At 31.5% G+C, this 18670-nt stretch carries 21 protein-coding genes; 5 read left to right on the top strand and 16 right to left on the bottom strand.

Features of this window, described 5'->3' with window-relative positions; all coding sequences use genetic code 11:
- Position 1: 1 nt before the first annotated feature.
- From PF021_RS05630 to PF021_RS05705, 16 genes are all read right to left on the bottom strand, one after another.
- A complete protein-coding gene (locus PF021_RS05630; RefSeq protein WP_271021459.1) occupies positions 2 to 760 on the bottom strand; it encodes a hypothetical protein in 759 nt (252 codons plus the stop codon).
- Positions 757 to 1971, bottom strand: a complete 1215-nt coding sequence (gene coaBC / locus PF021_RS05635; protein ID WP_271021460.1) for a bifunctional phosphopantothenoylcysteine decarboxylase/phosphopantothenate--cysteine ligase CoaBC — start codon at positions 1969 to 1971, stop codon at positions 757 to 759. The genes PF021_RS05630 and coaBC overlap by 4 nt, the downstream gene beginning before the upstream one ends.
- Positions 1968 to 3770: a penicillin-binding protein 2 gene (mrdA, locus tag PF021_RS05640; protein WP_271021461.1), complete on the bottom strand. Its 1803-nt coding sequence runs from the start codon at positions 3768 to 3770 to the stop codon at positions 1968 to 1970. Before mrdA ends, coaBC begins: the two co-directional genes overlap by 4 nt.
- Positions 3767 to 4252: a hypothetical protein gene (locus PF021_RS05645; RefSeq protein WP_271021462.1), complete on the bottom strand. Its 486-nt coding sequence runs from the start codon at positions 4250 to 4252 to the stop codon at positions 3767 to 3769. The genes mrdA and PF021_RS05645 overlap by 4 nt, the downstream gene beginning before the upstream one ends.
- Positions 4201 to 4719 carry an N-acetyltransferase gene (locus PF021_RS05650; RefSeq protein ID WP_271021463.1) on the bottom strand — a complete coding sequence of 173 codons (519 nt, stop codon included), beginning with the start codon at positions 4717 to 4719 and terminating at the stop codon, positions 4201 to 4203. The genes PF021_RS05645 and PF021_RS05650 overlap by 52 nt, the downstream gene beginning before the upstream one ends.
- A 2-nt stretch (positions 4720 to 4721) precedes the next feature.
- Positions 4722 to 5336, bottom strand: a complete 615-nt coding sequence (yihA, locus tag PF021_RS05655) for a ribosome biogenesis GTP-binding protein YihA/YsxC (protein WP_271021464.1) — start codon at positions 5334 to 5336, stop codon at positions 4722 to 4724.
- Entirely contained in the window at positions 5333 to 5797 is a 465-nt protein-coding gene (locus PF021_RS05660) for an LptA/OstA family protein (RefSeq protein WP_271021465.1), read from the bottom strand. The genes yihA and PF021_RS05660 overlap by 4 nt, the downstream gene beginning before the upstream one ends.
- Positions 5794 to 6333 (bottom strand): hypothetical protein, encoded by a 540-nt coding sequence (locus tag PF021_RS05665; RefSeq protein WP_271021466.1) that lies wholly within the window; start codon positions 6331 to 6333, stop codon positions 5794 to 5796. Before PF021_RS05665 ends, PF021_RS05660 begins: the two co-directional genes overlap by 4 nt.
- Positions 6317 to 6811 (bottom strand): KdsC family phosphatase, encoded by a 495-nt coding sequence (locus PF021_RS05670; protein WP_271021467.1) that lies wholly within the window; start codon positions 6809 to 6811, stop codon positions 6317 to 6319. The genes PF021_RS05665 and PF021_RS05670 overlap by 17 nt, the downstream gene beginning before the upstream one ends.
- Positions 6808 to 7380, bottom strand: coding sequence for an imidazoleglycerol-phosphate dehydratase HisB (gene hisB / locus PF021_RS05675; RefSeq protein ID WP_271021468.1), 573 nt, complete (start codon positions 7378 to 7380; stop codon positions 6808 to 6810). The genes PF021_RS05670 and hisB overlap by 4 nt, the downstream gene beginning before the upstream one ends.
- A 7-nt stretch (positions 7381 to 7387) precedes the next feature.
- A complete protein-coding gene (locus PF021_RS05680; RefSeq protein ID WP_271021469.1) occupies positions 7388 to 8221 on the bottom strand; it encodes a septal ring lytic transglycosylase RlpA family protein in 834 nt (277 codons plus the stop codon).
- 8 nt (positions 8222 to 8229) lie between these two features.
- Entirely contained in the window at positions 8230 to 9318 is a 1089-nt protein-coding gene (locus tag PF021_RS05685) for a lytic transglycosylase domain-containing protein (RefSeq protein WP_271021470.1), read from the bottom strand.
- An 84-nt stretch (positions 9319 to 9402) separates the two neighbouring features.
- Positions 9403 to 9867, bottom strand: coding sequence for a hypothetical protein (locus PF021_RS05690; protein WP_271021471.1), 465 nt, complete (start codon positions 9865 to 9867; stop codon positions 9403 to 9405).
- Entirely contained in the window at positions 9864 to 10493 is a 630-nt protein-coding gene (locus PF021_RS05695) for a lysophospholipid acyltransferase family protein (RefSeq protein ID WP_271021472.1), read from the bottom strand. The genes PF021_RS05690 and PF021_RS05695 overlap by 4 nt, the downstream gene beginning before the upstream one ends.
- Positions 10494 to 10497: 4 nt before the next feature.
- Positions 10498 to 11808, bottom strand: a complete 1311-nt coding sequence (gene miaB, locus PF021_RS05700) for a tRNA (N6-isopentenyl adenosine(37)-C2)-methylthiotransferase MiaB (RefSeq protein WP_271021473.1) — start codon at positions 11806 to 11808, stop codon at positions 10498 to 10500.
- Between the two features lie 9 nt (positions 11809 to 11817).
- On the bottom strand, positions 11818 to 12060 hold the full coding sequence (locus tag PF021_RS05705; protein WP_271021474.1) for an HP0268 family nuclease: 243 nt from the start codon (positions 12058 to 12060) through the stop codon (positions 11818 to 11820).
- A gap of 170 nt (positions 12061 to 12230) precedes the next feature.
- Between PF021_RS05705 and nusA the strand changes: the two genes are divergently transcribed.
- From nusA to PF021_RS05730, 5 genes are all read left to right on the top strand, one after another.
- The gene (nusA, locus tag PF021_RS05710) at positions 12231 to 13370 is read left to right on the top strand and encodes a transcription termination factor NusA (RefSeq protein WP_271021475.1); all 1140 of its coding nucleotides are present in this window, start codon (positions 12231 to 12233) and stop codon (positions 13368 to 13370) included.
- Positions 13371 to 13436: 66 nt separating this feature from the next.
- Complete coding sequence (locus tag PF021_RS05715) at positions 13437 to 14891, top strand: peptidylprolyl isomerase (RefSeq protein ID WP_271021476.1); 1455 nt, start codon at positions 13437 to 13439, stop codon at positions 14889 to 14891.
- A gap of 25 nt (positions 14892 to 14916) precedes the next feature.
- Positions 14917 to 16323 (top strand): cell division protein FtsA, encoded by a 1407-nt coding sequence (gene ftsA, locus PF021_RS05720; protein ID WP_271021477.1) that lies wholly within the window; start codon positions 14917 to 14919, stop codon positions 16321 to 16323.
- A gap of 23 nt (positions 16324 to 16346) precedes the next feature.
- Entirely contained in the window at positions 16347 to 17516 is a 1170-nt protein-coding gene (gene ftsZ, locus PF021_RS05725) for a cell division protein FtsZ (protein WP_271021478.1), read from the top strand.
- A gap of 31 nt (positions 17517 to 17547) precedes the next feature.
- On the top strand, positions 17548 to 18670 hold a 1123-nt coding region (locus PF021_RS05730; protein ID WP_271021479.1), incomplete at its 3' end, for a PDC sensor domain-containing protein.

Here is an 18670-nt window from a genome sequence, read left to right on the forward strand (position 1 = left end):
TTTATCCCTCTAAATCAAGCAAACTATCACTAAAGTCATATAGTGGCACAATATCTGTATTTATTGCAATATTTGTTTCATTTATAAATTCTAACTCATGTAGATTATTCTTTAATAATCTAGCCACACTCTCATACATAACAAAAATATCAAGCCTCACTCCAAAATCCATTTTATACAAATACCCCCAAGTAGCACCTAGGTTTGCAAAAACAGAATAAAATTCTAGTGTTTCTTGTTCTTTTATCTTTTTTTTACGAATTTGTAAAAATCCATTTTTAGATTCATCTTCATAATTTAGAGGAAGCGTTAGAACCTTATGTTTTAGAGACATTAGCATATGGCTAAGAAATGCAAACTCCCACTTAGATTCAGCACTCGCCATTTTTTCTCCTAAAAACTGCTTTAAGACATCAAATGGATTATCAGATTCCTTTAAAAATTGCGAAATAACATCTGCATTTAGCTTTAGTGGAATATTTGAATCTTTTAGCATTGATGGTTGCTTTATTAGATTTGATAGAGTAATTGAACCATTATTTTTACCCATCATAGCCCAATACTTCCCACCAACTTCTAAGTCTTTTATGCTTTTTGTCTCCATTGCTACATTACCTATCTTTACCATATATCTCACACCTTGATATTTCTCCATAACCTCTAGCCTCATAGGTAGTGTAGCGTTAAATTGTGTAGGCTTATTACTTGCATTTTGGAGTGTATTTTGGACTTTGTTTAATTGCCCCATTTGCTTTATCATAGCTTTATTGCCTCATTTAAGATTCTAAAAGCTAGAGATAGTTTATTATCTTTATTTAGCTTTATATTTTTATCTTTTGTTATGAATATTATTTCATTATCATCGCTATTTAGTGGATTATTTGACATTTCATTTAGGCATATTGCATCTATATTTTTTTCACTTAATGCATTTGTTGCACTTATCAAGCCATTACTTGATTCCAATTTAAATCCTATTGTAATTTGGCTTTTTAAAATGCTCTTTAAAATATCAATATTTTCTTTTAATTTTAGATTCCATTCTTTGCCTATTTCTGATTTTTTTAGCTTTGCATCACTTGTGCTTAATGGCACATAATCACTAATCGCAGCACACATAAATAATATTGAATCTTTTTTATTATCTATTGTATGTTGCCACTTTTCTATGTGAGATAGATATTCGTTTGTGCTTTTTGCTTTATGCAAGAGTATATCTTGCGGAATAATAAATGGAATATCGCCTACAACACTAACTCTGGCACCCAAAAAATACGCAGCCAATGCAATGCTACTCCCCATCTTACCACTTGAAAAATTCGAAATATATCGCACACTATCTATGCACTCTTTACTCCCGCCAGCACTTATACATATATTTTTATTCACAAAAGATAAATCTAAAAGTAAGATTCTAATAGTCCTATATACAATCTCTAGCACATCGCTTAATGCGCCATTGCCAACCATTTTACAAGCCAACTCTTTACTCTGTGGACTTATTATCTCAACACCTATACTTTCTAATTTTACAAGAGATTCTTGTGTAATTTTATTTTCTATCATATTTGTATTGGCACTTGGTGCTATTATTTTTTTACCCTTAAAGGCTAAAAAACTCTCTAAAAGAACATTATCTGAAAATCCATAAGATAGCTTATTAATGCTATTTGCACTAATTGGTGCTAATAAAAATACATCTCCCCACTTAGCAATTTCTATGTGATTTAAGAGAGGATTCGACCAACTTTGAGAATCTTTTGTTAAAACTAAATTGCCACTTAAAGATTCAAAGATTATTGGAGAGACAAATTCTCTTGCTCTATCACTCATAACAACTCTAACACTAGCCCCACACTTCTGCAATAATCTCATAACTTCTATTGATTTATATATAGAAATACTTGCACTAACCCCTAGAATAATCTTCTTATCTTTTAGTATTTGTGATTTTTGTAATATTTCTATCATTTTTGTTCTACATACCCTAAATCTACAAGCACATTTGCTAATTGTGCCAATACAGGACCACTAGTGCTAGACCCACTACCTCCATGTTCTACCATGATTGTAATTACATATTTTGGATTATTAGCAGGCAAATATCCAGTAATCCACGCTTGAGAACGATGAAAATAATCCATGTCTTTTTCTTTGATTCTTGCTTTATCTTCTTGTGAGATTCCTACCACTTGTGCAGTTCCAGTCTTACAAGCTAGAGATGCTTTACTCTCTCTTGTGGCATAATTTGCAGTCCCGCCAACATCACCACACACCTGCCTCATACCTTCTTGTAGGGCGTATAATTTGCTTTTTTGGAATTCATTTAGCACATCTTTTGAAGGTCGCTCTATTTCTTCCCCACCCATTTGTTTTACAAAATGAGGTGTTGGAAGTTTGCCTGTTGCAATTAATGCTGTGTAATTTGCAATCTGCAAAGGGGTAGTCAAAAACAAACCTTGACCTATAGAGCTAACAACACTATCACCAGCATACCATGACTGCTTATATCTAGCTTTCTTTAAAGATGGTGATGGAACAATTCCTACAAATTCATTTGGCAAATCAACCCCAGTTTTAATTCCAAGTCCCATTTGTTTTAGCGTATCTGCTACAACCTCAAAATCAACCTTCTGAGATAAAGTGTAAAAATAAACATCTACACTTCTTTTTAACGCCTTAAATAAATCAGAACTCCCATGTCCTTCTTCTTTCCAATCTCTAAATTTCCTTCCACCTATTTCTATAAATGGTGGAGTTTGTAACTCTGTGTATTCATCTATATCTGCATGTTCTAAAAATGCCAAACCCATACCCATTTTAATAACAGAACCGGGAGGATAAAGTCCATTTATAAATTTATTTATAAGCGGTTTATATGGGCTATCTCTAAGGGCATTCCAATTTTTATAAGAAATGCCATCAACAAATAAATTCAAATCATATTCAGGATAACTTCCAGCCGCTAGTATCTCACCATTTCTAGCGTCCATTACTATTGCAACACCATTTTTACCATCAAAAACCTTATCCATTTCTCTTTGAATTCTTATATCTAGCGTCGTTAATAAATCTCTGTTTTCTTCTGGTGCGTTATATGATACATTGTCTACTATTTTATTTAATGCAGTAACTTTAATAGTCCTTAATCCAAGCTCCCCTTGCAAATATGTATCATATTGTCTCTCTAATCCTTCTTTTCCTATATGCTTAGTATATTTTGATATTGGCTGTCTTTCCATATCCTTTGCATTTGCTTTGCTTACATAGCCTATTACATGGGAAGCACTAGTTAAGTTTGGGTAAAATCTTTTTGCTGAAGGCTCAACTCTTAAGATATCACTTTGCGATAGTTCTGGGTAATGATTTAACACTACTTCTCTTGTGACACGCTCTATTATTGGTATATATTCATGGTTGTATGCTGTATCTTGCCTTCTATATGATTTTATTAACTCATCTTTTGTATATTGTGGAAAAAATTTTAAAATTCTATCTATTTCACTATTTAAAATTTCTCTATTTTCTCCAACAGATAATTTGGGTGGAAGAGTAATTGTAAAATCCACAACATTGGTGGCTAATGGCTCACCAAGCCTATCTAATATCTGCCCTCTAATTGGAATTATTGGCTCTTCTCTTATTGTGTTGTTAAAAGCTTGTTTTTCATAATATTCATGTGAGACTACACTTATATTGAAGATTCTAACAAGCAAGATAATCCAAAACACGCCAAAAGCACAAAATAATAATACAAGTCGTCTATTCATACAAAAATCCACAAAAATATCCATATAAGCATGGATTCGATAATAGAATAAAATACCAAAATAAATGAAAATGTAGGCGATGGATAATCAAAAAGATATGAAAATAAATACAAAAATGCAAAATAGCCAAAGTACGCATAAAAAATAAATAAAGGTATAAAAATCTTGCTATAACCAAACAATCTTCTAAACTTCGGTAAGACTATCTTAAATGAAAACACAATAAACAAAATAGAGCTCAAAAATAAAAGTCCCTTGCTTGCTTCAAAAAATATAAAATAAGGTACCAAAATATAAAATGCTCCATATTCATGTTGCTCATAGTATTCTTGCGATAGAATGTATATCACTCCAAATAATGGTGGCAATAAATAAAAAATATCAGTAATACATACATATACTATACAGCATATGCTTAATATTATGTTTTTTAGATATTTTTTATCAGTGCTATTTCGTCGCACAGAGGAAAATGTTTGCATGCTATACAATCCGCCCAAATTTTATGATTAGGAATTTTATCCTTACTTATCTCAATAAAACCTAACTTTTGAAACAATTCTTTTCTATAAGTTAAAACTAAGATCTCTTTTATACCTAGCAATAACGCTTCATTTATACAATCATTTATAAGATGCGTTGCCACTCCCTTTCTTTGTGCAAAAGGCGCTACTACCAAACTTCGAATCTCTGCTAACTCCAAAGAATGTATATGCAAGGCACAAAACCCTAGCATTGTTGGATTTTTAAGATCATTTATTGACTTACTATCTAAAGATATAGAATTAAAATCAAGCTCATCTTTCTCACAAAATGCCACACGATAAGAACGAATCATATTTGCCATTACATCTACGCTTCTATCAAGTATGACGCCACTTTGCACTTGTGGTGCTACTAATTTCCGCATTTCTTCTATATATTGTAAAGTTGGTTTAATAATAATCATATCTAATCCAATACGCCTAAACTTCCAAGTGCTTGATTAATTAGAAACTCTCTCATTTCAACTATACTATCATTTTTTAGACTACTGCTAAATTTACTATCTTTAAACTTCTGTTTTAACTTAGATTTTTCAGATGAATTTAGCTTGTCAAATTTTGTAAAAACTCTAACTAGCCTTTGATCGCCTCTTAAAAATTGATTTACAAATAATGCTAAATTATTATCAATTTCCAAATTTGGGTGACGGCTATCAACTAAATGCACAAATAGCCTTATATTATCACGCTTTTGCAAAAACTCGACTAAATTTTTATTCCACAATTCCTTTTTTGTCTTTGATACCTTTGCATACCCAAAACCCGGCAAATCAACAAAATAAACCTTAACAATATTATCACTATCCATTTGCCATTCTGTTAAAAAAAAGTTAATAAGTTGTGTTTTACCCGGAGTTTGTGAGCTTTTAGCTAGATTTTTTTGATTACATAAGAGATTTATAAAAGTGCTTTTTCCAACATTACTTCTACCTAAAAATACAATCTCACTAAAAAGTTGCGGAGGACATTGGTGGATATTTTGTGCAGATGTTACAAAGCTACTTTTTAATAATTGCATCATTGCTCTTTTTTATCAAGTTTGAAAATTAACTTTGCTGGTTTATCTTCATCTCCAAGCACATTTATATATCCTGCTTCATGTGATACTAGAATCTTATCTCCCTTTATACTATTGCTTTTACCATTCTCTACTACTACGACATTGCCTAGTAGTTGGTATTCTTTTTTGTTTGGCAGATATATTACTTCATTTGCACTACCACTAAACTTCCTATTATCCTGCAAAGCAATAGCAAACTTCACATCTCCAATAGCCCTCATTTTAGTTGGTTTGTTATTGCTATCAAGGTATATAAAAGCCTCTTTTGAGTTTAAAACATCATTTGCTCTTTTTACCTCTACATTGCCCTTAAGTTTTGTTATTCTATCCTTGCTAGAACCTATAAATTCCTTCGCACTCACTTCTATTTTATCAGCTCTTAAAGCACATAAAATAAATAATACAAAAATTAAATACTTCATCTATTGTCCTTTAGCAAAGAATGTATATTATTTGCATATATTTTATCGTTTTTATATTTGATGTTTTCGCCAACTATCGTGTAATTATCTGACTTTATAACAAATTTACCATAACCATCTATTTCTTTATTTTTTGGATTATAATAAGCGCTCTCGCTCCATATCTTTGAATCATCTTTAGTATAATAAACACCACTAGGAAAATACACTAAAGAGTTATCATATATGGCAAATTCTGACTTAACAATATCTTCTTTTATATTATTAGAAAAAGACACAATTTGAAAATCATTAAGTTCATATTCACCTTTTAAATTTTCAATAGCACTATGTCCATTTACGAAAATATCAATTCCTCCACTAGAGATTTTATAATACTTATAGTTGTAAATTTCAAATCTAGGTAGTTTAATGGCACTTGATGTGTTATTTACATCAACATCAAATGCAAATACAAGCAAAACACTAAAAATACTAAGCAATATAAAAAAATAACTGGTAAAATTCCCTATACTACGATTACTCAAAAATTTCATAAAGCTTTCTTTGAAGTTTTTCTTTTTTAATCAAATAATCAATCATTTCTCTAACAGCACCATCTCCGCCATTTGATTTTAAAACCTTAAATGCCACTTTTCTTATTTCTTTTACAGAATCTTTGGGTGCAAAAGAATATTTAAGCGATTTTAACATTTTTAAATCATTTAAATCATCTCCAATAGCGGCAACTTCACTTATGTCTATTTTAGATTCTATTAAAATGCTTTGTAATACTTGATATTTGTCGCTAACCCCCTGCTTTATGTGTTGAATCCCAAGTTCTTTTGATCTATTTTCTACTATTTTTGAGGTTCGACCTGTAATTATTGCAACCTGCCCTCCTAGCTTAATCCAAGCAGCAATCCCAAGCCCATCTTTTACATTAAAGCTCTTTAACTCCTCGCCACTATTGGAGTATATTATCTCTCCATTAGTTAAAGTGCCATCTACATCTAAGACTATTAGCTTTATCACAAGATTCCCTTTGTGCTTGGTATGTTCGCATTATGACTAATTACACAAGCCCTGCGCAAAGCAACTGCAAAACTTTTAAAAGTAGCCTCTATTATATGGTGATTATTCTTTCCTCTTTTTTTATGTATATGCACTGATAATCCAGCATTCATACTAAAAGCCCTAAAAAACTCTTCAACAAGCTCACAATCAAAGCTACCAACCTTGCCACTTAAATCCAAATCAAAAAACAAAAATCCCCTATTGCTAACATCTAAATCGCACTCAACACAAGCTTCGTCCATAACAACTGAAGCATTGCCGAATCTTTCTATATTCTGTATAGGAAATAAACTATCATGCACAAGCTTACCAAGCACAATCCCGCAATCTTCTACGCTATGATGAAAATCAACCTCTATATCACCAACACACTTTAACTCCAAATCAAACCTAGCGTGTTTTGATAATGTCTCTAGCATATGATTAAAGAATCCTATATTAGTATCTATATTATAAGTGCCACTGCCATATAGCAAAAGTTTTGCCTCGATGCTTGTTTCTTTTGTTTTTCTAGCTAATTCTTTCATATCTCACCTAGTTTGTTACTATAAATGCACCAACTACCTTATTTGATTTAATAAAATCTCTAGCCTCCTCTTCGCTTTTAAATCCACTAAGCATAACACGATATATAGGAGAGTCATCAAGTTGATATTCTCTTATTGTAGCATGATATGGAGCATGGTTAGAGTGTGTATTTTTAAATGCTTCTGCACCCTCTTTTCTTCTAAAAGCACCAATTTGAACCATAAAATTAGAAAGTTGCACACTATTATTTGTATGTGCTATTTCATATTCGCTATTTGCTAGATTCTCTTTTGATAAAGGCATAGAATCTGAAATCACGCCATCAAAACCTATGACCTCAACTTTAACTCTAGCAGTTCCAGTTGTTAGCATATCAATATCCCTTGCTGCTACATTTGATAAGTCTATTATTCTTCCAGCCACAAAAGGACCTCTATCATTTATCCTAACTATTGTTGATTTTCCATTTTCTTGGCTTGTAACTTTAACTATTGTATTCATAGGAAGCGTCTTATGTGCTGCAGTATGTGCATACATGCTATATATCTCGCCATTTGAAGTTTTCTTCCCATGAAACTTCGGACCATACCAACTAGCAATTCCATCATAACTTTCACCCAAAGTAACAGTTGTCGGATAATACCACTTACCATTTATCTGATAAGGACGCATTGTTGCTTCATGTGACTTTGGATTTTTATTTGGTGTGCCATAATTACCGCTACCACCATATGCACCACCGGTACTACCATAATCACTATAATATACATTATGCCCCTTAGAGCTACAACCAACAAACAACAAAACAAAACCGCTAAATAACAATAATTTAAGATTCATAAACTCTCCTATGCATTTTCTTTTTCTAATGGAATAATAATTTCTTGATTAATAGACAATTTATTTACATTTTTAATTGAATTATATTGCGTAATTAACCTTTTAGAAACACCATATTTTCTAGCAATAGCATTTATAGTATCACCCTTTTTTATCCTATGGACTAGATATTTTCTCTCATTTAACTTTTCTTTCAAATTATTATCCAAATTCTTTTCTTTATAAATTGCTAAATATTTATATGGAAGATACACATTATATAGTTTTTGTGTGGTTGGAGTTATGTTTTTTTTGAAGTGAGGATTTAGTCTCTTTAATTCATCTAAATCTATACCAGCTTCATTTGCAATATCCACAAGAGGCGTAGCCGGTAGAACTTCAATAGAAGCAAGCAAAGAATTGGCACCTCTATTTAAGAAATAATCATAATCATTTGTTTTTAAAGTATCTATATTGTGAAACAAAAACGAAACAGATAGGATTTTTCTAATATACATTCTACTCTCAAGCGGAATATATTTTTTATCAGGGTCTAGCAAGATTCCTAAAGAATCACTATTGGCTTTTGCTATTGCCCTCCTTAATCTCCCCTCACCGCAATTATAGGCAATAGCAGCTAGATACCACTTGCCAAAACTATTTTTTAGATATTTTAAATACTCTATTGCCACTTGTGTTGATTTTATAGGATCTTTTCTCTCATCTATTTGTGTATTAATTGTTAATCCCATTGATTTAGCTGTTTTTGGGATAAACTGCCACATTCCAACTGCTCTTTTATTAGATCTTGCAGATAGAGAAAACCCAGATTCAATCATTGCTAGATACAAAAACTCTTGCGGAATCTCTTCTTTTAAAAACATTTCTTTTAAAGTTGGTATAAACTCATATCCATCTTTAAATTTTTCAAGCAAATACTCTTCTCTTTTGTTGCTTAAAAAATTATTCTTAACACTAATAAAATATTCATTATTTAAAAACGAAGGCTCTATGTCAAATGTCTTTAAAACATCTTCACCTTTAGCGTCATAGCTAATACTATTAAACTGCGAAAAAGCAAACGAACAAAACAATAAAATAAAATAAATAATTCTCATAAACAAACCTTAATAAAATTGAAATTTTAAAAAATAGGCGATTATATCAAAAGTAAGCAAAGTTATATATAACTTAGATTTTATTTATTTTTGCAAATTATTATTAGTATTTGTTACTTGAATCTCTAGTTCTTTAAACCATTTTGCATAAGATTCAATTTGTTCTTTTTCATATTTTGTCGGTGAATTTAAAAAGCCTAAAGTACTATAATCTCTCTCAAAATCATCATAAATCCACTGCAATTCTAACAATTCTTGCATTGTTATTTTTTGCTTTTTTAAAATAGCATTTGCATTGTCATAGTTTTGTTTTGATTTTGTAAGAAAATTTCCTATATTCAGTCTTTGTCTTGATTGGCTTTGTATCTTAAAAGCTGCCCTATTGTATGGATCTTCTTTTAATGCTTTAGTAGCTAAAGTATTGGCTAGTTTATAATCTTTTCTATCAAATGCTTCTTGTGCTTCCCTTCCTAAAGTATAAGAATCAGAAAAATACACACTAAAAATTGCCAATACAACAACAGCAATTAAAACAAATAGCTTTGTCATGCTACCTCTTTAAATTCCATATATTCTTTTATAAACTCTTTTGCCTTATCAATACTTAAAGATTCTAATAATATAGGATCTTTCAAATAAAAAGTAACTTTGCTAAAAGGCTTTGGAATTTTAAATCTATCCCAACTACCTAACTCCCACGCATTGCTATAAATAACTTTAGATATCAAAATCTTTGCATTAGACTTTTGTGAAGCCAATACAATACCATTTGCTACGCTATGATATGGACCTCTTGGACCATCTGGTGTGATTGCTATTATATTATTATCCTTTAGCTTCCTTACTATTTCTAACAATGCCCTACTGCCACCTCTAGAACTAGAGCCTCTAAGTGAATATAGCCCAAAATATGACATACTCCTTGAGATAATCTCACCATCAAAATGATGACTTATGAGTACGAATGCTTTTTTGTCTTTTGAATATTTGCGAAACACCAGAGGTTGAAAAAGTAACTCACCATGCCAAAATGCAAAAATAAAACCTTCTTTAGACTTTAAAAGCTCCAAAGATTCCTGTGAAACTTTATATTCTACTTTACATAAACATCGCAAGATTCTTATTGTTACAAACACAAAAAATGGAATAATAAATAGTAAAAACCTCTTTTTCATAAAACTATACTAATTCACCAAATAATTGTGCTCCCCTAACTTCACTGATTCTCGCATTGCAGATACTGCCAACTAAACTCTCATCTCCGCTTACTCTTACTAGCTTATTTGTATCACTTCTACCTTCTAGCATACCTTCTTTATAACTCTCAAAAAGAATCTCATGAATCTGTCCAAGTTGTGCTTGATTTGTAATACCTAAAAGCTCTTTGTGTCTATCTTGCAATCTTGCTAAGCGATTCTTTGCAATATCTTCATCTACTAGCTCTATTTTTCCACTCTCTAACAATTCTTTTGCCTCTGTATGTGGTCTTGTAGAATATATAAAGCTATACATAGTATCAAATGATACTTTCTCTAGCACATCAAGTGTGTCTAAAAAATCTTCTTCACTCTCACCCGGGAATCCAACGATAATATCAGTACCTATAGTTAGTTGTGGTATCAAAGATTTCATTTTTTCAGCCCTATTTAAAAACCACTCTTTTGTATAACCTCGCCTCATATCTCTTAATATCTTTGTAGAACCACTCTGCAAAGGCATATGAATGGACTTGCATATTTTTTTATTATTTGCAAATTCTAAAATAAACTCATCGTCCATATGAAGAGGATGAGGAGAAGTGAATCTTATCCTATGCAACCCATTTATATTAGATATTTCTGATAAGAGTTGCGTGAAATTTATCGCTCTATGAATAGTGCTAAAATTTTTTCCATAACTATTGACATTCTGCCCTAAAAGTAGAACTTCTTTAACGCCATTATCAACTAATCTTTTTACCTCATTTATTATCAAATCAGCTGGAATTGAAATTTCTTTGCCTCTTGTTTTTGGCACTATGCAATATGAACATTTCTTGTCACAACCTATAGAAATATTCACAAATCCCCTAACATTACTGATGTTGCCTTGGCTAAATACATAAGCACTATCATCATAATCTATATCTACCCATGCTACTCTATCTTTATGTATGATTTGTGAGATTTTCGATACATTTCTAGCACCTAAGACAAAATTAACTGCCTTTGTCTTTTTTAGAATCTCATCTCCAAGATGACTAGCAGTGCAACCACAGACACCTATTTTGGCATCATGCTTTTTAATCTTTGCATACTGCCCTATTTCTGAAAATAGCTTTTTCTCTGGTTTTTCACGCACACTACAAGTATTAATTAGTATTAAATCAGCTTCTTTTGGATTATTAGTTAAACCATAACCCTCTTTGTCACTAAGCTCTGCTATTATATGATCACTATCGCGTTCATTCATAGCACAACCAAGCGTTTCTATGTATAATTTTTTACTCAAAATCAACTCTTATAAAACATGTATTTCATACATATAATCACCATCATCTAACCCATATCTTACTTCTCTAAAATATGCTTGTTTGCCCTTCTTGCTAAAATGCTCCAATAAAGCCATCATATCTTTATGAGAGTTATCTTTATCGCAATAAAAAATATTTATTTTCTTATCATCTAACATATCTTCTAATTTTTTTAAAGTAATTTTGGTTGGTTTATCGCTTGTATGTTCTCTAGCTAATTTTATATCCATGAGCCTACCCTTAAAAATAAAGCTATAACGCCTTTAATTTAGAAAAATGGCTAATTCTAAAATATTTTTGCTTAAAAAATAATATTTTAATTTGCATCAATTAGTAAAGCACTCACAAAGATTTTTTCAGCTAAAATTCGAACAATTATTTAATTTTAAGGATCAATGCTTTGGAAAAGATATTAGATATAATAGAAGGTATAGCATATGAAAAAGACTTGCCAATAGATAATGTATCAGAAGCAGTAAAAGAATCTGTTATAAAAGTTGTCAAAGAAACTTTAGATCCAAACATAAACTACGATATAGAAATAGATAAAAAAAATAAAACTTTACATCTCTATCAGGTAATTAGTGTGTGCGAGGATAGCAATAAACAAGATGATAACAAAAACTTCATAACACTAAGTGAAGCAAAAAAACACGATTCTGATATTAAAGTTGGTGATGAACTAAGATATGAATTAAGCCTTGAAGACATGAGTAGAAGTGCGGTTAATTCACTCTTTAAAGAACTAGAATATAGAATACAAAGACTAATAGAAAACCAACTATTTGATAAATACAAATCACAAGTTGGAAAAATCGTAAATGGAAATGTAGTAAGAATTGATAACTTTGGCAATACATTTGTCGAGATTGATGAAGTGCATGCAATCCTCCCTAAAAAAAATAGAATAAAAGGCGAAGAATTCAGAGTTGGAGATGTAGTGAGGGCTGTTCTTAGGAGAATTAATATAGATAAACAAAATGGGATTCATATAGAGTTAAGCAGAACAACTCCAAAAATGTTAGAAGAATTGCTAAAACTAGAAGTTCCAGAGCTAAAAGATGGTGAAATAGAAATAGTAAATTCAGCTAGAATCCCGGGAGAGAGGGCTAAAGTATCACTAAAGAGTAATTCTGCAAAAATAGATTCAGTAGGTGCAACAGTTGGAGTAAAAGGAGTAAGAATAAATGCAGTCTCCAAAGAGCTAAAAAATGAAAATATAGATTGCATAGAATATTCTAATCAACCAGAGCTATACATAGCAAGAGCATTATCTCCTGCACTTGTAATTAGTGTAAAACTAGATGAAAATAATGAAACTAACGATACAAAAAAAGCAATAGTCAATATATCAGATAAACAAAAACCAAAAGCCATAGGCAGAAATGGCATAAACATAAGACTAGCTTCAATGCTAACTGGATATGAGATTCAGCTAGTTGAAATACCAAGCAGTGTAGATAATAACACAAATGAAACAACGACAAATGATGAACCAAAAGGTGGCATAGATATATTAAGCTCACTATTTAAAGAGTAATTTTAAAGCGAGTTTAAAAAAATTAAGTTAAAATTTCGACTTTTATTAATTTTGGGGATTAGCTAAATGATAGGCTTTATGCAAAAACACAGAAAATATCTTGTCGTAGTAGTATGGGCTAGCACGATAGCATTTGTTGGTGCTGGTTTTGTTGGGTGGGGTAGTTATAGCCTATCAAGTTCAGCCAATGCAGTTGCCATAGTTGGCGATACAAATATCGAACAAAACAAGTTGCAAAGAGAATATAACAGACTATACAATATATATAATCAATTAGTAGGTGGCACACTAGACCAAGAACAAGCCAAAAAAATGGGAATAGAATCCCAAGCACTAAACAATCTAATATCACAAACACTTATGCTAAATTTCGCAAGAGATATAGGATTAAGAGTTGAAGATAAAGAAATAATAGAAGAAATAACAACAATAGAAGCCTTTCAATCAAATGGAAAATTTAATCAAGAAATATACAAAAAAGCACTACAAGAAAATCAACTAAGACCAAAAGAATTCGAAGAAAGCATAAGAGAAAGTTTGCTTTTAAATAAGCTTGGTGTGTTGCTTGATATCCCACTAACACAATTAGAAATAGATGTTCTAAAATCAGCTTATTTTGTAGAAGACAAAGTTGCCATTAAGACAATTAATAAATCTAGCATAGAATTTACTCCAAAAGAAGAAGGAATCAAGCAATACTGGGAAGAAAATAAAGATATATACCAAACTCAAAGAGGGTATGAAATATCAATGCTAGAGATAAATACAGATTCTATAGAGACTGATGAAGAAAGTTTAAAAAAATACTATAACGATTTTAAAAATAAATTTTTAGATAATAATGGGCAAATAAAAGAATACAAAGATGCTAAAAACGATGTAATTAGAGAATATAAAGATTCCCAAGCAGAAAAAGAAGCTCTAAAAGAATATATCTCACTAAGAAAGGGAGAGAATAAAAACGCAAAAAATATACAAGTATTTGAAGGTGATGAAAAGTATAATATAGATTTTATAAACGCCCTAAGTCAAGCTAAAGAAGGCGAAACACTAAAGCCTATAAAATTAGAAGATAGATACATAACAGCTAAAATTATAAAGATTATCCCAAGTGTGCCAAAGGAATATAGTGCTGCTAGAGATGAAGCAAAAGAAGACTACATAAAAGAAGAAAAATCTAAAACACTACAGAGCATGGCAAAAAAAGAGCTAAAGACTAATTTTGATGCTACAAATATAGGATTTATAAGTAAAGACACAAAGTCAATTCAAGGCTTAAACGAAGATGAAAGCTTAGAATTTGTATCTCAACTATTCGGTAAAACCGATGAGAAAGGGTATATTTTATTACAAAATAAGATAGTCTTATATAAAATTTTGGACCAAAGAATTAAAAATTCTGATACAATTAATGAAAACTTGAAGCTTTTAACACAAAGTGGCACTCAAATGAAGGGGCGTTTGATAGAAAAAGAGCTGTTAAGCTATTTATTAAATACTTATGAAGTTATAAAAAAATAATTATCACTTAAATAAAGGAATGGTGTTGGAACAGACAATACTTGGAATTGACATAGGTTCTACTAAAATTTGTGCCATGATAGCAATATGCAAAGACGGCATACCGCACATAATAGGGACCGGCTTTCATAAGTCTCAAGGACTAAAAAAAGGCTCAATAACAAACATTGACCAAGCAAGTCGTGCTATAAAAGACTCCCTAAATGACGCAAAAAGAGTTGCAGGTGCAAATATAAATAAAGCTGTAATATCAATTTCTGGCGCATATACAAAAAGCACTGATAGCTCTGGAATTGTAAATATTCCAAACAATGAAATAGGTATTAAAGAAATAAATCGCGTAATCCAAACAGCACTTTACAATGCTTCAATACCACAAGAATATGAAGTGATACATATTCTTCCATATAACTTTAAATTAGATGATCAAGATTTCATTGAAGATCCAATGGGAATGTCTGGGAGCAGACTAGAAGTATCAGTAAGAATAATAACTGTTCAAAAATCAAGCTTGGGTAACCTAAAAAAAGCTATAAAGTCTGCTGGTATAGAGATAGAAAATATTGTATTAGCCTCTTATGCTTCATCAATAGCTACACTAACTGATGATGAGAAGAATCTAGGTGTAGCATGTATTGATATGGGTGGTAGCACTTGCGAGCTTATGATACATGTTGGGAACTCACTAAGATATAATGATTTCTTGGGAGTTGGCTCAAACCACATCACAAACGACTTGGCAATGGCATTACATACCCCACAAACAATCGCCGAACAAGTGAAAATGCAATATGGTAGCCTATTACAAACTGGAGAGGATTTAATAGAGATACCAACAATAGGTGGAGATGACAATAATAAACATCAAGTATCCTTAGTAACCGTTCATAATGTAGTATATGCAAGGGTTGAAGAAACTCTAATGATTCTAAGCAAATCACTAGAGGATAGCAATTTAAAAGATCAACTAGGTAGCGGTGTAGTGCTAACTGGTGGAATGACAAAACTAGAAGGAATAAGAGAGCTAGCTTCAGCACTGTTTTCTGTGCCTGTTAGACTTGCAAAACCAATAGAAATAGATGGTTTATTTGCAGACTTTAAAGGACCTGAATACTCAACCGCCATAGGATTAATACTATATGCTTCTGGTAAATACACAAACTATGAAATAGATTCTGAAAAGAGAATTAGACATAAACACGAAAAGCTAGAAGATGAGATAGTTCCATTTAACAAAAATATGAATCTGATAAATCCGCTAAATAATGTTAGTAACAAATCATCTGCAATGATAACAGCGGTGAATAGTATTCCTAAAAATGCTACCGATATAAAACAGGATCTAACTGGGATCACGGAAATAAAAAAGATAACCACAAAAAACAATAATGTTTTTGTTCAATTTTGGCAAAAATTAACACAAATGTTTTAAATTTGAGAATAGGAGATGTGCAAATGATAGAAGTCCAAGAAGTGAATCCACACGATTTTAGTGCAAACATAAAAGTTATTGGCGTAGGTGGCGGTGGTAGCAATATGATAGGACACCTAATCAATACTGGAACATATGATGGTATAGATTTGGCAGTTGCAAACACAGATGCACAAGCTATAAGCACTTCAAAAGCACATAAAAAAATACAACTTGGTGCGAAGCTAACAAAAGGCTTGGGTGCTGGCATGAGACCGCAAGTTGGCAAAGATGCTGCACTAGAGAGCTATGAGGATCTAAAAGCATTTTTGGAAAACACGGATATAGTTTTTATATCCGCTGGTCTTGGTGGAGGCACTGGAACAGGTGCGGCACCGGTAATAGCAAAGGCCGCCAGAGAAGTGGGTGCTCTAACTGTATCAATAGTAACAAAACCATTCAGATGGGAAGGTAGAAAAAGAGAGAAACTAGCCGAAGAAGGATACAAAGAGTTAAAAGCTGAGAGTGATTCTATTGTTGTAATACCAAATGAAAAATTATTATCAATAGTAGATAAAAATCTTGGTTTAAAGGATAGCTTTAGGATTGTAGATGATGTCCTTGTGAGAGCAGTAAATGGTATGAGTGGCATAATTCTTTCGCATGGACAGGATGATATAAATGTGGATTTTGCCGATGTTAAAACTGTTATGAATCATAAAGGTATGGCACTTATGGGAATAGGCGAATCTAGTGGTACTGACGCAGCAAAAGAAGCTATAAAAATGGCAATAGAATCTCCACTATTTGACAACATGTCTATAAATGGTGCAAAAGGTATCTTAGTTCATTTCTATCTACACCCAGATTATCCATTAACAGAAGTTTCAGATTCAATGGAAATAGTATATAGTAATGCAGACCAAGAAGCAGATGTTATCTTTGGAACTGCTACAGATTCAAATATAGAAAAAGACAAAGTAAGAGTAACAATAGTTGCAACAGGATTTGAAAAAGAAAATAACATAGTATCCACATCACAAGAAACTGAAAATGAGGATAACTCTACTTTGAGATTAGTCAATCCAAAAGACATGAGCAAAAAAATCAACCAGCAAGACACACTAATAAATAAAAAGAAAGTTAGCGGTGGAGAGTTTGTTAATGATGAAGTTCTGGATATCCCCGCATTTTTAAGAAGACAAATGGACTAATATAGAAACATTAATCATACAAGGAAGTAAAATGAATAGTTTGAAATTAAAGTTAGCAATAATTGCGTCTGTATTTTCTGCGATATCTTTAATTGTTCTAGGTATTGTAAGCTTTAACTCAAGCAAAAACATATTGCTAGAAGAGGAACAAAATGCTGAAATACAACGTGTCAATGCATCTAGCAAAATGGTAGAAAGCTTCTACAATGAAAAGGTAAATGGTTTTCAACAATGGATATTATACTTAGACAATCTTCCAATTCATAATATAAACTCACAGGAAAGCATTATAGAGAATATAGCTCCAAACCTTACAATATTGAAAAAATTAGGTGCACTAAGTGCATTTTTTGGTTTACCAAATGGAGATATTATAATTAGTAGTGCCGTATCAGATCAAGAAAAGCGAGCATTTGATATTTTAGATGGTAAACAGGTTAAAGGAACTGAAAAGCAATGGTATAAAGAGGCTATAAGAAGAAATGACATATACATAACTCCAGTATATGAAGATGAACTTACAAAACTTCCTTGTATAAGTATAGTTAAAGCTTTTTATAAAGGCGATACTCTAATAGGTGTATTTGGTATAGATATAGCTCTATCAGCTATAAATGATTCTCTGAGTGGTATGGCTGTAGAAAATGGTGAGTTGATGATAATGGATGCAAATCAAGTTCCAGTTATATCATCAAAATTAGCACAAAATCAGCTTCAAAAAACAGAAGAGCATGATATTTTATTTAACAACTCTAAACAAGTTGGTAACCTAAAAACATTTGAATATGTAAATCCACAAAATCATGATAGTCTTGGAGTATGTAATAATATTGAAAATTTCTATGGTACCTCATATTCTATCTGTTCTTCGGCTGATTTGTATTACATAAACCAAAAAGTAAATGCTGGCCTAATAAATCAAGCAATAATGGTATTAGTGTTAATAATAGCCACAATTGCTGTATTGTACTTGATCATTTCAAGATATTTGAATCCACTCTACACTATCCAACAAGGTCTACTTTCATTCTTTAAATACATAAACTATGAATCAAAACAAGCTCCTAAACCAATAGCTATAACATCTAATGATGAATTTGGTTCTATGGCTAAAGCCATAAATGATAATATACAAAGAACTCAAAATGCTCTAA

Source organism: Helicobacter ibis (assembly GCF_027859255.1).
Classification (GTDB): domain Bacteria; phylum Campylobacterota; class Campylobacteria; order Campylobacterales; family Helicobacteraceae; genus Helicobacter_D; species Helicobacter_D ibis.

Coding starts and splice junctions, on each gene's coding strand:
- PF021_RS05630 (WP_271021459.1), bottom strand. CDS start 760: ATGATAAAGCAAATGGGGCAATTAAACAAAGTCCAAAATACACTCCAA.
- coaBC (WP_271021460.1), bottom strand. CDS start 1,971: ATGATAGAAATATTACAAAAATCACAAATACTAAAAGATAAGAAGATT.
- mrdA (WP_271021461.1), bottom strand. CDS start 3,770: ATGAATAGACGACTTGTATTATTATTTTGTGCTTTTGGCGTGTTTTGG.
- PF021_RS05645 (WP_271021462.1), bottom strand. CDS start 4,252: ATGCAAACATTTTCCTCTGTGCGACGAAATAGCACTGATAAAAAATAT.
- PF021_RS05650 (WP_271021463.1), bottom strand. CDS start 4,719: ATGATTATTATTAAACCAACTTTACAATATATAGAAGAAATGCGGAAA.
- yihA (WP_271021464.1), bottom strand. CDS start 5,336: ATGATGCAATTATTAAAAAGTAGCTTTGTAACATCTGCACAAAATATC.
- PF021_RS05660 (WP_271021465.1), bottom strand. CDS start 5,797: ATGAAGTATTTAATTTTTGTATTATTTATTTTATGTGCTTTAAGAGCT.
- PF021_RS05665 (WP_271021466.1), bottom strand. CDS start 6,333: ATGAAATTTTTGAGTAATCGTAGTATAGGGAATTTTACCAGTTATTTT.
- hisB (WP_271021468.1), bottom strand. CDS start 7,380: ATGAAAGAATTAGCTAGAAAAACAAAAGAAACAAGCATCGAGGCAAAA.
- PF021_RS05680 (WP_271021469.1), bottom strand. CDS start 8,221: ATGAATCTTAAATTATTGTTATTTAGCGGTTTTGTTTTGTTGTTTGTT.
- PF021_RS05685 (WP_271021470.1), bottom strand. CDS start 9,318: ATGAGAATTATTTATTTTATTTTATTGTTTTGTTCGTTTGCTTTTTCG.
- PF021_RS05690 (WP_271021471.1), bottom strand. CDS start 9,867: ATGACAAAGCTATTTGTTTTAATTGCTGTTGTTGTATTGGCAATTTTT.
- PF021_RS05695 (WP_271021472.1), bottom strand. CDS start 10,493: ATGAAAAAGAGGTTTTTACTATTTATTATTCCATTTTTTGTGTTTGTA.
- PF021_RS05705 (WP_271021474.1), bottom strand. CDS start 12,060: ATGGATATAAAATTAGCTAGAGAACATACAAGCGATAAACCAACCAAA.
- PF021_RS05715 (WP_271021476.1), top strand. CDS start 13,437: ATGATAGGCTTTATGCAAAAACACAGAAAATATCTTGTCGTAGTAGTA.
- ftsZ (WP_271021478.1), top strand. CDS start 16,347: ATGATAGAAGTCCAAGAAGTGAATCCACACGATTTTAGTGCAAACATA.